The sequence below is a fragment of the Ruegeria sp. BB1 genome (assembly GCF_056539465.1).
On sequence record NZ_JBQFVB010000003.1, the window covers coordinates 211,609 to 227,274 of the forward strand.

Genomic DNA, 15,666 nt, shown 5'->3' on the forward strand with positions numbered 1-15,666 from the left:
GGGTTGGGGCGGCAGATCACCGCCGCCCCTGTTTTTGTTGCGCTTTAGTTGCAGCGCCCCTCGAGGTTGTTTTCCGACGCGTAAGCTGCGGAATCCTCGTCGATAAGCGCACCGATCACGTCACCATCTGTTGGTTTGAAGTCAGAAATCAGCGACCAGGTCTTGTTCGCCGCGTCCCACTGCGTCACACCAACCAGAGCGTCGCCGCCGTGGTTTTTGCACGAGACCGAGAAGGTCGGACCAAAGTTCGGCAGGCCCAGCTCAGCCATTTTCTCTTCGGTCATTTCAAGCGCTTCCATACCGTCACGCATGTCAGCCGGAGTGATTTCGGCATTGCCCGAAAGCTCTTGTGCTTTCTTAATGGCTTCTGCAGCCAGCACCGCAGCGTAAAGGCCTCGGTTATACAGAACCGTCCCAACCTGATCGCCTGCACCGGCAGCCTTGCCAGAATCGACCACATATTGTTGCAGGTCAGCAAAGACCGGGAAATCCGTGCCCACATTGTGGAAGGTCAACGCCTTGTAGCCATTCGCGGCCTCACCCGCAGGCACAACGTCATTTTCCGAGCCGGACCACCAGATACCGATGAAATTCTCCATCGGGAAGCGGATGTTCGCGGCTTCCTGTACCGCAACCTGGTTCATGACGCCCCAGCCCCACATCAAGACATAGTCAGGACGGTCGCGGCGGATCTGCAGCCATTGCGACTTCTGCTCTTGACCGGGGTGATCGACCGGTAGGGCCGCCAGCTCAAAGCCGTGCTTCTTGGACAGTTCTTCCAGCGTGCGGATCGGCTCCTTGCCGTAGGCCGAATTGTGGTAGACCAGAGCAATTTTCTTGCCGCTCAGATCGCCACCGTTTTCTTCCAACAGATAGTTAATCGCACCTGACGCCCCGTCCCAATAGTTGGCCGGATAGTTGAACGTGTGGCTAAAAACGTCGCCATTCTTAGCCGAAGTCCGGCCATATCCCATCGTGTGCAACGGGATATTGTCCGCGGTCACTTTTGGGATCAACTGATAGGTGATGCCCGTCGACAGCGGTTGATACACCAACGCGCCTTCGCCCTTGGTTGATTCGTAGCACTCAACCCCTTTTTCGGTGTTGTAGCCGGTTTCGCATTCGACCACGCGGATCGGCACGCCGCCAATGCCGCCATCCCGTTCGTTCAACAGGGTGAAATAGTCGTTATACCCGTCCGAAAACGGAATGCCGCCAGCTGCATAGGGCCCAGTCCGGTAGCTGAGATCAGGGATTACCAAATCCGCCAGAGCCGGTCCTGCGGCCATCAGGGCGCCAAGCGCCGCGGTTGCCAGTGTCAATTTCATCGGGTGTCTCCTCCCTTGGTTGGTCCGATGTTGGGGTCGGGCTTTGCACCCGTTATCTGATTGGGCCTGCCCCTTAGTGCGGGAACGGCCAGAGTCTGAGTTTCTCTTTCGCCACGCGCCAAAGCTGCGCCAGACCGTGTGGCTCAAGGATCAGGAACATGATGATCAGCGCGCCGACAATCACCAGCTGCAGATGCGCCACAATATCGGTGGGCCAGCCCAGCCAATCGGCGCCAACAACTTTCAGCACCACGGGCAGCAACACCAGAAACGCAGCGCCCGCAAAGGATCCGAAAATAGACCCTAACCCGCCAATAATGATCATGAACAGCACCAGAAATGATTTCTGAATGCCAAAGACCTCACCCACTTCGACAGCGCCCAAATAGACGGCAAAGAACAGCGCCCCGGCGATGCCCACAAAGAACGAGCTGACGGCAAAAGCGGTCAGTTTCGCCTTCAGCGGGTTCACCCCGATGATCTCGGCGGCGATATCCATGTCGCGGATCGCCATCCAGCTGCGCCCCGTGGTGCCACGCGTCAGGTTGCGCGCAATGATGGCGCTGACCGACAGGAAGATCAGGCAGAACAGATAGGTGGCCCAGGCCGGTGCATTCGGGCCGGTGATGATGATGCCGAACACGTCACGCTCGGGCGCGTTGATCTGGCCCGAAGCGGAATAGTTGTAGAACCACGGTACGCGGTTGAAAAGCCAGACCAGAAAGAACTGCGCGGCCAGAGTTGCCACCGCCAGATAGAACCCCTTGATCCGCAGGCTTGGCAGGCCGAACAGCACGCCGACAATGGCGGTGATCCCGCCCGCCAGAATGACATGTATGAACATGCTGACATCCGGGAACGCGGTCATCAGCTTGTAGCAGGCATAGGCCCCCACGGCCATGAACCCCCCGGTGCCCAAGCTGACCTGACCGCAATAGCCCACCAGAATGTTCAACCCGATCGCTGCAATCGCGTAGATCAGAAACGGCAACAGCAACGCATTGGCCCAGTAGTCATTGATGAGGAACGGAATAATCCCAAAGGCCACGGCCAGCACGACATAGTACCGATACCGGTCGAACTTGATCGGAAAGGTCTGGTTGTCATCGATGTAGGAGGTTTTGAAATCCCCGGCCTCACGGTAGAACATAACTTACTTCTCCCACTCTTCCTGTGCCCGGTTACGAGCCTCGGCATCCAGTTGGTTTGTGCCCTTGGCGTATCCGCTCGCCTCGGAGTTGCGCACCAGTTTCATGTAGGCCAGAACGCCCGTGATCAGCCCGGCAAAAGCCAGTATCGCGGCCACGACCAGCTGGCTTTCGGTCAGATCTTCCGAGGTGACGGCGATATAGCCAAAGGCCCAGAACCCTGCCCATGCGATGACGTTGATGATGGCGATCAGTTTGGTCATGCAGCGACCCCGCGGCTTTTGACGTTCAGCCAATGCACCACAGCAGCAAAAGCTGCGTAGAAGAACAGCGAGTCCAAGGCTCGCAGATAGCTCACAATGAGCAACATCCTCATCTCCCACGCTGTATCGCCAGGCATCGCTATGCTTGAACCAGACAGGTTGAGTTCAAAGCAGTCACCAAGTGACCGCGCGAACCCATAGGCCAGCAATGCAATTGGCAACGTTTTGAAGAGGGGTTCCAGCTTATCCATCTATACTCTCTCGATAATTTTCTCACCGAAGAGACCTTGCGGACGAAACACCAGGAAGATCAACGCCAAAACGTAAGCGAACCAGTTCTCGGTCGCGCCGCCGACCAGCGGGCCGACGGCGAACTCGAACAGTTTCTCACCCACACCGATTATCAACCCGCCGACAATGGCACCTGGGATCGAGGTAAACCCGCCCAGCATCAGCACCGGCAGCGCCTTGAGCGCGATCAGCGACAGCGAGAACTGCACGCCCGACTTGGTGCCCCACATGATGCCCGCGACCAGCGCCACGAACCCAGCCACCGACCAGACCATGATCCAGATGAAGTTCAGCGAGATGCCAACCGACAGTGCTGCCTGATGGTCATCGGCCACTGCACGCATGGCCCGGCCCTGTTTGGTGTACTGGCTGAACGCCACCAAGGCCGCCACCAGCAGCGCCGCAATCACGGTCGCCACGATGTCCAGATTGTCGAGGAAGAAGCCATAACCGAAGATGTTAAAGGTGCTCTCATCAATCCACAGATTGATGCCCTGCGGCAGGCCCACATCCAGCGTCTTGATCTCGGACCCCCACATCAGGTCGGCCACACCTTCAAGGAAATAGGCCAGCCCGATGGTGGCCATGAACAGGATGATCGGCTCTTGCCCTACCAGATGACGCATGACGAACCGCTGTACCGCCCAGGCCAGCAATACCATGACACCCATGGTCAAAAGGATCGCCACAAAAGCGGGCACATTCCACCCGAAGGTATGAACATGCGTGCCAAAAGTTGCATTTATCACATGCGCAAAGGGCACCTGCCCGTTCATGACCCCGACCAGCGTCATCGCCGCAAACAGCGCCATAACGCCTTGGGCATAATTGAAAATCCCCGAAGCTTTGTAGATCAGAACAAAGCCCAGCGCGACCAACGCATAGAGCACCCCGGCCATCAGACCGTTGAGGATGACCTCCATCGCGAATACGAGTTGTTCAGGCATCTGCGCCTCTCCCCATGTCTGTCCGATGCTCAGTCATGACTGACCCCCAGATAGGCGTCGATGACGTCCTGATTGCTGCGCACCTCATCCGGGGTGCCGTCGCCGATCTTTTTTCCGTAATCCATCACGACCACGCGATCGCTCAGGTCCATCACCACGCCCATATCGTGTTCGATCAAGGCAATGGTGGTGCCGAACTCGTCATTCACGTCTAGGATAAAGCGGCTCATGTCCTCTTTTTCTTCGACATTCATGCCCGCCATCGGCTCATCCAGCAGCAGCAGCCTGGGTTCGGCCGCCAGCGCACGGGCCAGCTCGACCCGCTTTTTCAACCCGTAGGGCAGGCGCGACACCGGCGTTTTGCGAATGTGCTGGATTTCCAGAAAATCGATGATCTTCTCCACTGCCTCGCGGTTTTCCACCTCTTCCGCTTCTGCCTTGCCCTTCCACCAGGCCTGCTGAAAAATGTTGGTCTTCATAAAGTTCAGCCGTCCGGTCATAACGTTGTCCAAAACGCTCATACCTTCGAACAGAGCAATGTTCTGGAACGTCCGCGCAATGCCTTGCTGCGCGACCTCGAATGGCCGCATCGGTGGGCGCTTGGCCCCGTGAAACCAGACCTCACCCTCTTGCGGGACATAGAACCCGGAAATCACGTTCAACATCGAGGATTTACCTGCCCCATTCGGCCCGATGATGGCGCGGATCTCACCCTCGCGAATATCAAACGAGATATCCTTGATTGCCACAACACCGCCAAAACGCAGAGTGATGTTCTTCATCTCCATCACCACGCCGCCGATCTTGCGGCCGTCTTCGGTGACATATCCTTCGGAACTATCCAGCATCAGTCACTCCCTGACCTACGCAAAAACGGGATGGCGGGCGGGGCGATGACCGCAGGTCGAGCGGCGCTCGGCGACCCATCATTCCGCAGCCACTTTATGTTGAGCGACCGGTACAACCGGCGCATCTACGATCTCAAGCGTCGCGCTGATCGATCCCTTGCGGCCGTCCTCATAGGTCACTTCCGTTTTGGTTGAGACGGTCTCTGACCCGTCATACAGCGCCGCGATAATGTCGCTGAACTTGTCCTCGACAAACCCGCGCCGCACTTTCCGCGTGCGGGTCATCTCGCCGTCATCCGCATCCAGTTCCTTGTGTAGAACCACAAAGCGATGCACCTGACAGCCCGACAGCATCTCGTCGGCGGCAACAGATTTGTTCACCTCTTCCACATGTGCCTTGATGGTCTCTAACACCTGTGGATTCGCCGTCAGTTCTTGATAAGACCCGTAGGCCACGTTGTTACGTTCCGCCCAATTGCCCACTGCTGTCAGGTCGATATTGATAAAGGCCACGCAGCGATCCTTGCCGTTTCCAAACAAAACAACTTCAAGGATGTCAGGATAGAATTTCAGCTTGTTCTCGACGTATTTCGGCGCAAACATCGACCCGTCGGCCATCTTGCCCACATCCTTTGCGCGGTCAATTATCCGCAAATGCCCTGAGTTCTCTTCGATGAAACCGGCATCGCCAGTGGCAACCCATCCCTCGGCATCTTTGGTCGAGGCCGTGGAATCCGGGTTTTTGAAATACTCAACAAAAACACCGGGCGAGCGATAGTGAATTTCTCCCTTGTCATCGATCTTCAACTCGACATCCGGCGCAGGCACACCAACCGTATCCGCGCGTACTTCGCCGTCCGGTTGCACGGTGATGAACACGGTGGCCTCGGTCTGGCCGTAGAGCTGTTTCAGATTGATGCCAAGGGATCGGTAGAAATCGAAAATCTCGGGCCCGATGGCCTCACCCGCTGTATAGCCCACCCGGAACCGACCATAACCCAGCGTATCCTTCAGCGGGCCGTAGACCAGCAGATTGCCCAGCGCGTATTTCAACTTATCACCGAGGCCCACGGGTTTGCCATCCAGCAGCAAACCTCCGACCTTCTTGGCATGCGCCATGAAGTGATGGAACATGCGCTGCTTCAGCTTGCCCGCATCCTCCATCCGGATCATCACGTTGGTCAGCTGTGTTTCGAACACGCGCGGCGGGGCGAAGAAATAGGTCGGTCCGATCTCGCGTAGATCGGTCATCATCGTATCGGCACTTTCGGGGCAGTTCACGCAGAACCCGCACCAATAGGCCTGACCGATGGAAAAGATAAAATCGCCTACCCAGGCCATCGGCAGGTAGGACAGGATATCCTCGCTCTGGGTAAGATGATCGAACTCGGCTGAATTCTTGGCGCTTTCGATGACGTTGCGGTTCGACAACACCACGCCCTTGGGCTTGCCGGTAGTGCCCGAGGTATAGAGCATCACGCAGGTATCGTCATAAGTGATCGCAGCGATGCGCTTGTCCAGTTCCGCATCGAACCGGGCGTGACCGGCACGGCCTTCGGCCATGATATCATCCAGCGCATTCATCTGGGAATGGTCGTATTTCCGCATCCCCCGCTTGTCGGTATAAAGGATGTGTTTGACCTGGTGCAGGTTTTCCTGAATCTCGATGACCTTATCGACCTGCTCTTGGTCCCCGCAGACGACGTATTTTGCACCGCAATGTTCCAGCACATAGGCCATCTCTTCGGCCACCGCGTCCTGATATAGTGGAACCGGAACCGCACCGACCATTTGCGCCGCGACCATCGACCAATAATGCGCCGGGCGGTTGCGACCGATCACAGCAATATGGTCGCCCTTTTCAACACCTAACTCGAGAAACCCCAACGCGATGGCACGAATTTCCTTAGTCGTCTCAGCCCAGGTCCAGCATTGCCAGATGCCGAATTCTTTCTCTCGATAGGCCGGGGCGTCCCCGAACTGTGTCGCGTTTCGGTGTAGCAGCGCAGCAAGGGAGTGCATCCCCTCGGCGCCCGACTGCGTCTGAGCCAATCTTCCTCTCCTCCACATCCGGCCTCTCCCCGGGCCGGAAAAAGCGGACCCGAGGATCAACCCCGGACGCCAACGCCCGATTAAGGGACGCTTGCACGATCAGCGTCAACTTTTTCCTGATGTTTTCTCAATTCTTACGAATTGTAACAACCAAGACGTGGTGAAACCTGACCGATCTTGGGTGTGGAAATTGCAAACCTAAACCAAACGAACAGATAAACAGCCCTGACCTACTATCAAATGCTCTGATCGTCAGGAACGATTTGCCGCCGCAGAAATCGGTCTTGCGGAGGTCTTCTAATGGCTAAATATTCTGGATTACCACATAAGATACGGCGCGTTGGGCTCTGGTAAAAAAATTCAGAAAATCGCGTGTTGATGAAGGCCGACAACAACAAAGGCCGACGCCGCAATGACCAATGCAGACGCGAAATACTTGAAACTTAGCTGTTTCTTTTCAGGCTTCATCGTCCATGTCGCCCATTTGTTTTGCAATTCTTTGTTGGTGGAACTTGTATCGCTTTTCATAACATCACCAATCCGATCTGCGCCATTCAATCTGCGTAGCCGCCCCTGACCTTATCATCGAGTAATTCTGCAGACAGGCACCATTAGGTGTTTTCGACTCGCCGTAAGCTAAAAGAGTTTGCATCAACAATATTAAATACAGAAGCAACGCGTTGTTCACATTGCATTCACATTCTCTTGGTTGAAAACGGAACTGATTTCGTTCCGACGTCCAATCTGACGGATTTACAGCCAGTCCCGCAAAATTGGGATCAGCGGCACATCCGCAGCAGGCATCGGATAGTTTCGCAGCTCATTCGCGCGCACCCATTTCAGTGCCTGCCCTTCTTTAGACTGCGGGATCCCCTCCCACTTGCGGCAGGCAAACAAGGGCATCAACAGGTGAAAATCGTCATAGCTGTGACTGGCGAAGGTCAGCGGGGCAAGGCAGGAGGCCCAGGTGTCGATGCCCAGCTCCTCATGCAATTCGCGGATCAAGGCGGCTTCGGGCGTTTCCCCGGCTTCGATCTTGCCGCCGGGGAACTCCCACAAGCCCGCCATGGATTTGCCTTCCGGGCGCTGCGCCAGCAACACCCGGCCCTCGATGTCGATCAGGGCGACGGCAGACACTAATACGGTTTTCATGGTCGCAATCCCGGACGCAAAACCGGGCTCCACTTTTGCTGGAATTGCTCCGATTTCACGAGCGATAATCCGCGTTGATCTCGATATACCCGTGGGTCAGATCGCAGGTCCAAACGGTGGACTTACCTTCGCCCAGCCCCAGGTCGACCGAGATCACCAGATCCTGACCTTTCATATAGGCGGCGGCGGCGTCCTCGCTGTAATCGGGGCTGACCCAGCCTTTCTCGGCCACCAGAATGTCACCGAAAGAAATGCTCAGCAGGTCCCGATCCGCCGCGGCACCCGATTTTCCGATGGCCATAACAACGCGGCCCCAGTTCGGGTCCTCGCCCGCAATTGCGGTTTTGACCAGCGGGGAATTGGCGATGGCCAGCCCATGCACCTTGGCATCTGCGTCCGAGGCGGCCCCAGTCACACGGATTTCCACGAATTTCGTCGCACCTTCTCCGTCGCGCACTACCTGCTGCGCCAAATCCAGCATCACGCCTTCCAGTGCCTCGGCAAAGGCGACATTGCCCGTCGCATCCACGCCTGACGCCCCGGTCGCGCACAGCAACAGGCTGTCCGAAGTTGAGGTATCGCTATCCACCGTGATGCAGTTGAATGTCCGGTCCGTCTGCGCGCCTAGCAGCGCCTGCAGCGCCGACTGTTCGACCTGCGCATCTGTGAAAATGTAAACCAGCATCGTCGCCATATCCGGGGCGATCATGCCTGATCCCTTTGCAATCCCCGCAATAGAGACTGTTTTTCCATCAATCTCGACCTGCGCGCAGGATCCTTTTGGGAACGTGTCCGTGGTCATGATCGCGCGCGCCGCATCCTCGACCGCGTGACGGCTGAGGCCCGCTTTCAGAGCCTCAAGCTGCGCTACGATGCGATCATGAGGCAGCGGCTCACCAATTACGCCGGTGGACGAGGTAAAGACCCGTTCGACCGGAACACCGGTGGCCTTGGAAACTGCCTGCGTCACCTCGGCCACCGAGGTCTGACCATAATGACCGGTAAAGGCATTGGCATTGCCTGAATTCACCAGGATCGCAGCTGGTCCCTCGTTGGTTCCGCCGATCTTGTCCTGACAGTCTAGGACAGGGGCCGCGCGTGTGGCGGAGCGGGTGAACACCCCCGCCACCGAAGTGCCGGGATCCATCACCGCCAGCATAACATCAGTACGGCCCTGATAACGCACACCGGCCTCGACCGTGGCGAACCGCACACCGTCAATCGCGGGCAAATCGGGAAAGGCCGCCGGGGCCAGCGGGGATACCTTGGTGATCGTGGCCACGGGGGTTACTCCTGAAGCAGTTCGATCTGACGCAGCGCCTCGGGGCCAGCACCCTCGGGGGCGGGACGATCGATGTCGGCCTCGCGGGTCAGCTCGTCGATCCGTGCCTGAATGACGCCCTGTTGCAGGGTTTGGGTCAACTCGGCGCGTACCTGTTCCAATTCAGGCGCTTCGGTTTTGCGCTTGTCGTTCAGGGTGACCAGATGCCAGCCGAACTGAGTTTTCACCGGCTCGGAAATCTGGCCTTTGTCCAGCGCGATCACGGCCGCCTCAAATTCCGGGACCATCTGACCGGGTCCGAACCAGCCCAGCTCACCCCCGTTCGGGCCCGACGGGCCGGTAGAGTGTTCTTTGGCCATCTCGGCAAAATCGGCGCCGTCATCCAGCTGTGCCTTGATTTCTTTGGCTTTGTCTTCCGTTTCCACCAGAATATGGCTGGCGTTAAACTCATCCGAACCTTCGAAATCTGCGTACTGGGCGTCATAGGCGTCTTGTATCACGTCGTCGGTCAGGTTTTCGTCGATCAACGCATCCACCGCCTGCACCGCCCGCATGGATCGCGTCTCGTTTTCCAAGGCCAGAGTGTTCAGTTTGCTCAAAGCGTCCTGCTGCTGGCTCAACAATTGTTGCTGGATCAGCTGATCCAGAATCAGATCATACAGAACATCGTCTTCGATCTGCTGGTACTGCTCGGGCAGCGCGGCTGCGGTGGCGATGATGTGACCCAATGTGATTTCATCTCCATTCACACGAGCGACCACGGTGGCGGCATCAGGTTTGGTTTCGGCGGCCAATGGCAGGGCCATCACAGCAGCAAGCGCCAACGATGGCAGAAAAGTGAGGCCTTTGGGCATGGAATCATCCTATTTCTTTGCCGCGACAGGGCGCAGCGTTGACACTCTGGGACCTGCCGCTTACATCGCTTTGAAGCCTTGGACAGGGCCGCCTTTCACCCCCCGTATCTATGGGTTGCGCGCAAGGTGGGCAAGCCTGTCGCAACCACGATAAGAACAGATCCGCTGGAGTGAACATGCTGGGACTCGGAACGCTCGCCAAAAAGGTGTTCGGAACACCGAACGACCGCAAGATTAAGGCGACCCGCCCGTTGGTCGAGAAAATCAACGCGCTGGAGCCAGAGTTCGAGAAACTGTCCGATGACGGCCTGATCGAAAAAACCGCCGAGCTGCGCAAACGCGCACTGGACGGGGAAAGCCTGGATGACCTGCTGCCCGAAGCCTTTGCCAACGTCCGCGAAGGCGCCAAACGCGCGCTGGGTCTGCGCGCCTTTGACGTGCAGCTGATGGGCGGCGCGTTCTTGCATCAAGGCAACATCTCGGAAATGAAGACTGGTGAGGGCAAGACGCTGGTCGCCACCTTCCCCGCCTATCTGAATGCGCTGACCGGCAAGGGCGTTCACGTGGTCACGGTGAACGAATATCTGGCCAAGCGCGACTCGGAATGGATGGGCAAGGTGTTTGCCTCCGTGGGCATGACCACCGGCGTGATCTGGTCGGGCCAACCCGACGCCGAAAAGAAAGCGGCCTATGCCTGTGACGTGACCTATGCCACCAATAATGAGCTGGGTTTCGACTATCTGCGCGACAATATGAAGGCCGAGCTGGACCAGATTTACCAGAAATACCACAATTTCGCGATTGTGGACGAGGTCGACTCGATCCTGATCGACGAGGCGCGAACACCGCTGATCATCTCGGGACCGTCGCAGGACCGTTCGGATCTGTATACCGCCATTGATGGATTGATCCCCTCGTTGCAGGACGATCACTATACGCTGGACGAAAAGTCCCGCAACGTGACCTTCACCGATGAGGGCAACGAGTTTCTGGAACAGCAGCTGATTGCTGCGGGGCTGATCCCCGAAGGGCATTCGCTGTATGATCCCGAAAGCACAACCGTGGTGCACCACGTCAACCAAGGTCTGCGCGCGCACAAGCTGTTCACGCGCGACAAGGACTATATCGTCCGTGACGGCGATGTCGTGCTGATCGACGAATTCACCGGCCGGATGATGCCGGGCCGCCGCCTGTCCGAAGGTCTGCATCAGGCCATCGAAGCCAAAGAAGGTGTGCAGATTCAGCCGGAAAACGTGACGCTGGCCAGTGTGACTTTCCAAAACTATTTCCGCCTGTACGACAAGCTGGGCGGCATGACTGGCACCGCACTGACCGAGGCCGAAGAATTCGCTGAAATCTACGGTTTGGGCGTAGTCGAGGTTCCGACCAACAAACCGATTGCCCGTTTGGACGAAGACGATCAGGTCTATCGCACCGCCGGTGAGAAATACGGCGCGATGATCGAACAGACCAAAGAGGCGCAGGAAAAGGGCCAGCCGGTCCTCCTGGGCACCACGTCGATCGAGAAATCCGAACTGCTCAGCCAAATGCTGCAAAAGGAAGGCATTGCACACAATGTTCTGAACGCCCGCCAGCACGAGCAAGAGGCGCAGATCGTCGCCGATGCCGGCCGTCTGGGTGCGGTGACTATCGCCACCAACATGGCTGGCCGCGGCACCGATATTCAGCTGGGCGGCAATGTGGAAATGAAGGTTTTGCAGGCACTGGCCGAAAACCCCGAGGCCGACCCGGCCCAGCTGCGTGCCGCTGAAGAATCCCGCCATGCCGAGGAAAAGGAAAAGGTTCTGGCAGCCGGTGGTCTTTATGTAATGGCGTCCGAGCGTCACGAAAGCCGCCGCATCGACAACCAGCTTCGTGGCCGTTCGGGCCGTCAGGGCGATCCGGGCCGCACCGTGTTTTACCTGAGCCTCGAAGACGACCTGATGCGAATCTTTGGGTCAGAACGGCTCGATAAGGTGCTGACCACCCTGGGCATGAAAGAAGGCGAAGCCATCGTCCACCCCTGGGTGAACAAGTCACTGGAGCGGGCACAGTCCAAGGTCGAAGGCCGCAACTTTGACATGCGCAAGAACGTCCTGAAATTTGACGACGTGATGAACGACCAGCGGAAGGTAGTGTTCAGCCAACGGCGTGAGATCATGTCTTCGGACGACCTGTCCGAAATCGTCTCGGATATGCGCGAACAGGTGATCGACGATCTGATCGACGAACACATGCCGCCAAAATCCTATGCCGATCAATGGGACACTGACGGTCTGCACGAGGCGGTCAAGGATAAGCTGACCATCGACGCCCCTGTACAGGACTGGGCCGCCGAAGAAGGCGTGGATGACGAGCAGGTACGCGAACGTCTGATCAACGCCGCAGACGAGATGATGGCGCAGAAAGCGGCGGCCTTTGGTCCCGAAAACATGCGCAACATCGAAAAACAGGTGCTGTTGAACACCATCGACGGTAAATGGCGCGAGCATCTGTTGACGCTGGAACATCTGCGCTCGGTCGTTGGGTTCCGCGGCTATGCCCAGCGCGATCCGCTGAACGAATACAAGAACGAGAGCTTCCAGCTGTTCGAGTCGATGCTCGATAGCCTGCGTGAGACCGTGACTCAGCAATTGTCACGCGTGCGCCCACTGTCTGAAGAAGAGCAGCGGGAAATGCTGGCGCAGATGCAAGCACAACAGGCTCAGGCACAGCAGCAGGTCGAACAAGCGACCGAACGGGCCGAAGCGGTAGCCGAGGCCGAAGCCTCGGGCGATCCGCGTCCCGGCTTTGTCGAGGATGATCCAAGCACCTGGGGCAACCCGTCGCGCAATGACCGTTGCCCCTGTGGATCGGGCAAAAAATTTAAACACTGCCACGGGCGCCTGACCTAACGTCAGCGTAATTCAGACACATTGAGTCCCCCTCACGGCCACATATTGGCCGTGATTCAGAATCAATATGCGACTCGCTCCTTCAACTGGGGAGGGTGTCTTGTTTGTAATAAAGAACTACGTGACCACCGGCGGCACAGTCGTTTGCGCGCTGGCAATTGGTTACCTGATGCAAAATGGATTTCCTGCGTGGTCTGACGACGTGCAGGGCACTGAACTTGCGGCCGCTGATCAAGGTGCCGGTATTCCCGGGCTGGAGGACATCGTCTTGACCTCCTCGACCCCCGCCCAGGAAACGGTTCGCGCCATCCCTTCTGCACAACGAGTTGAGACTCCCAGCCGGTCAACCCCCTCTGATCACGCTGATTGTAGCCTTAGTGCCCGCGCACGCGCCGTGCCCGGTGCTGCCGCGCGCCTGATCATCAAGGCCCCCTGCCACGGTAATGAACGGATCGAGGTGCATCACAGTGGACTGACCGTAACCCAGCAGACAGACGCCAATGGCACGCTGGACCTGACCATACCGGCCTTGTCGGAATACGCGATCTTCCTGATCTCACTTGGCGATCAGAAAGGGACCGTAGCCACCACTCACGTTCCCGACATCAGCCAGTATGCCCGCGTTGTATTACAATGGCAGGGCACGACCGAGCTGCAGATCCACGCGCTGGAATTTGGGGCCAGCTATGGGGATGCAGGTCATGTTTCGGCTCAGTCTGACTCGCAAGGCGCAGGCAGTGTCGTTCAGCTGACGCAACCGACCTTTAGCGATGCGCGCAACCTCGAGATCTATTCCTTTCCCGCCGGGCAATCGGGTCAATCGGGCTCGATCGAATTGACGGTCGAGGCTGAGGTGACGGCAGAAAATTGCGGCACGGACCTGCACGTCCAGTCGCTGGAGTTGCGCGAAGACCGGAAACTGCGGCCGCGCGAATTAACGCTGAACTTTCCAGACTGCTCCAAAACAGGTGAGTTTCTGGTGTTGAATAATCTGTTCCAAAACCTGACAATCGCGGCAAACTAAAACCGCAGGCAGGCTAGAACTTCCTATGACATTTCTTCGTGTGGCGGCGGTCGCACTGTTTTCGGCAACACTTTCCTCAGCCGTTCAGGCGCAGGATATCACGCTCACCTCTCATGACGGCAAGGTCGAGGTGACAGGTACCCTGCTTGGCTTTGACGGAGAGTTCTACCGCGTCGACACCCAATTTGGTGAGCTGACGGTGGATGGCTCGGGCGTGACCTGCGATGGCCCTGCCTGCCCCAATCTGACCGATTTCGTGGGCGAACTGAGGTTTTCAGGCTCTTCCGTCATGGCCGAGAAGGTGTTGCCTGCCCTGTTGATGGGCTTTGCCGAACAGGAAGGGCTGTCAGTCACGTCCCGCCAATCCGCTCCGGACAGTTTGATATACGAGCTTCATCAGGATGGGCGCGACGCACCGCTGGGCCGATTCTATTTCGATATCGGCAATACCGGTCAGGGCTTTGCCGATCTGATCGCGGATCAAACCGACATTGTCATGGCTTTGCGCGAAATCCGCCCGTCAGAGCAAGAGGCTGCCGAGGCCGCTGGTTTGGGCGACTTGAACCACGCACGCCGGTCGCGGGTTATTGCGTTGGATGCGTTGGTGCCCATCGTGGCGCCGGACAATCCCGTGCCCCAAATCTCTCCCGCGGATCTCGCCTTGGTGTTTTCTGGCGCGATTGACAATTGGTCCGCCTTGGGTGGACCCGACGCACCAATTGCGCTGCACCTGCCCGACGCCGGATCAGGTCTGGCACAAGGGGTCGAGGATCAACTGCTTTCACCCGCCAGTGTCGTTCTGTCTGATGCCGTTATCCGGCATGAGCGCAGCAGCGATCTGGTTCAAAAGGTCACCAAGGACCCTTTTGCCATCGGCATCGCTAGCCAGGCCGAGGTTGACGCGGCCCGCGCACTGCCCCTGACCGGTGGATGTGGTCACGTGTTAATGGCCACCCGGCAGACGATCAAGACCGAGGACTACCCGCTGACCTCACCCATGTTCCTGTACTTCCCCAAGCGCCGCCTGCCCCGTATCGCCCGGCAGTTTCTGGCCTATACCCAAGGCGACGCAGCCCAAAAGGCGATCCGCAATGCGGGTTTTGTCGATCAGGAACCCGAGATGATGCGGATCGGACTGCAGGGCGATCGTCTGGCCAATGCGGTGGCCTCGGGTGGCCCCGAGGTTGGGTTGGAGGAATTGCAGCGTATGGTCGATACCCTCAGACCCATGTCCCGGCTGTCGCTATCGGTCAGGTTCGAGGCAGGCTCGTCCCGCCCCGACGCACAATCACGGTCGAACATCCAGCATTTGGCCCAACAGCTTGAGGCCGGGACGCTGAATGCGCGCAAGCTGGTGTTCGTTGGTTTCAGCGACGGCGACGGAGCCGCGACTGCAAATAAGCGGATCGCCTTGCTGCGCGCCAAAACCGTGCGCAATGCGGTGTTGGCGGCGGTGGAAACTGCCATTCCCGATAGTGTTGAATTGCAAGTCGATGCGTTTGGTGAGGCGATGCCGATGGCTTGCGACGACACCGAATGGGGCCGAAAGATCAACCGCCGGGTCGAGATCTGGGTTCAGTAAC

The 15,666-nt window shown here is 57.7% G+C and carries 14 protein-coding genes; 3 read left to right on the forward strand and 11 right to left on the reverse strand.

Annotated elements, in window-relative coordinates; translation table 11 throughout:
- Window positions 1-44 precede the first annotated feature (44 nt).
- The 11 genes from ACR0AL_RS10410 to ACR0AL_RS10460 form a co-directional block, all read right to left on the reverse strand.
- Window positions 45-1,328, reverse strand: coding sequence for an ABC transporter substrate-binding protein (locus ACR0AL_RS10410; RefSeq protein WP_170360980.1), 1,284 nt, complete (start codon window positions 1,326-1,328; stop codon window positions 45-47).
- Window positions 1,329-1,401: 73 nt separating this feature from the next.
- A complete protein-coding gene (locus ACR0AL_RS10415) occupies window positions 1,402-2,478 on the reverse strand; it encodes a branched-chain amino acid ABC transporter permease (RefSeq protein WP_170349609.1) in 1,077 nt (358 codons plus the stop codon).
- 3 nt (window positions 2,479-2,481) lie between these two features.
- Window positions 2,482-2,739 carry a hypothetical protein gene (locus ACR0AL_RS10420; protein WP_170349608.1) on the reverse strand — a complete coding sequence of 86 codons (258 nt, stop codon included), beginning with the start codon at window positions 2,737-2,739 and terminating at the stop codon, window positions 2,482-2,484.
- Window positions 2,736-2,990, reverse strand: a complete 255-nt coding sequence (locus ACR0AL_RS10425; RefSeq protein WP_170349607.1) for a hypothetical protein — start codon at window positions 2,988-2,990, stop codon at window positions 2,736-2,738. Before ACR0AL_RS10425 ends, ACR0AL_RS10420 begins: the two co-directional genes overlap by 4 nt.
- Window positions 2,991-3,977 (reverse strand): branched-chain amino acid ABC transporter permease, encoded by a 987-nt coding sequence (locus tag ACR0AL_RS10430; protein WP_480647578.1) that lies wholly within the window; start codon window positions 3,975-3,977, stop codon window positions 2,991-2,993.
- A 29-nt stretch (window positions 3,978-4,006) separates the two neighbouring features.
- Window positions 4,007-4,825, reverse strand: coding sequence for an ABC transporter ATP-binding protein (locus ACR0AL_RS10435; protein WP_170376430.1), 819 nt, complete (start codon window positions 4,823-4,825; stop codon window positions 4,007-4,009).
- A gap of 78 nt (window positions 4,826-4,903) precedes the next feature.
- Window positions 4,904-6,847, reverse strand: a complete 1,944-nt coding sequence (locus tag ACR0AL_RS10440) for an AMP-binding protein (RefSeq protein ID WP_170376719.1) — start codon at window positions 6,845-6,847, stop codon at window positions 4,904-4,906.
- Window positions 6,848-7,237: 390 nt separating this feature from the next.
- On the reverse strand, window positions 7,238-7,435 hold the full coding sequence (locus ACR0AL_RS10445; RefSeq protein ID WP_170376432.1) for a hypothetical protein: 198 nt from the start codon (window positions 7,433-7,435) through the stop codon (window positions 7,238-7,240).
- A gap of 195 nt (window positions 7,436-7,630) precedes the next feature.
- Window positions 7,631-8,029 carry an 8-oxo-dGTP diphosphatase MutT gene (gene mutT / locus ACR0AL_RS10450; protein ID WP_170349603.1) on the reverse strand — a complete coding sequence of 133 codons (399 nt, stop codon included), beginning with the start codon at window positions 8,027-8,029 and terminating at the stop codon, window positions 7,631-7,633.
- Between the two features lie 55 nt (window positions 8,030-8,084).
- Entirely contained in the window at window positions 8,085-9,311 is a 1,227-nt protein-coding gene (gene argJ / locus ACR0AL_RS10455) for a bifunctional glutamate N-acetyltransferase/amino-acid acetyltransferase ArgJ (protein WP_480662909.1), read from the reverse strand.
- 5 nt (window positions 9,312-9,316) lie between these two features.
- Window positions 9,317-10,165: a peptidylprolyl isomerase gene (locus ACR0AL_RS10460; protein WP_170349601.1), complete on the reverse strand. Its 849-nt coding sequence runs from the start codon at window positions 10,163-10,165 to the stop codon at window positions 9,317-9,319.
- A gap of 176 nt (window positions 10,166-10,341) precedes the next feature.
- Between ACR0AL_RS10460 and secA the strand changes: the two genes are divergently transcribed.
- The 3 genes from secA (at window position 10,342) to ACR0AL_RS10475 (ending at window position 15,665) form a co-directional block, all read left to right on the forward strand.
- The gene (gene secA / locus ACR0AL_RS10465) at window positions 10,342-13,059 is read left to right on the forward strand and encodes a preprotein translocase subunit SecA (RefSeq protein WP_170349600.1); all 2,718 of its coding nucleotides are present in this window, start codon (window positions 10,342-10,344) and stop codon (window positions 13,057-13,059) included.
- Between the two features lie 100 nt (window positions 13,060-13,159).
- Window positions 13,160-14,083 (forward strand): hypothetical protein, encoded by a 924-nt coding sequence (locus tag ACR0AL_RS10470; protein ID WP_480662911.1) that lies wholly within the window; start codon window positions 13,160-13,162, stop codon window positions 14,081-14,083.
- Between the two features lie 25 nt (window positions 14,084-14,108).
- Window positions 14,109-15,665 (forward strand): phosphate ABC transporter substrate-binding/OmpA family protein, encoded by a 1,557-nt coding sequence (locus ACR0AL_RS10475; protein WP_480662913.1) that lies wholly within the window; start codon window positions 14,109-14,111, stop codon window positions 15,663-15,665.
- Window position 15,666: the final 1 nt, after the last annotated feature.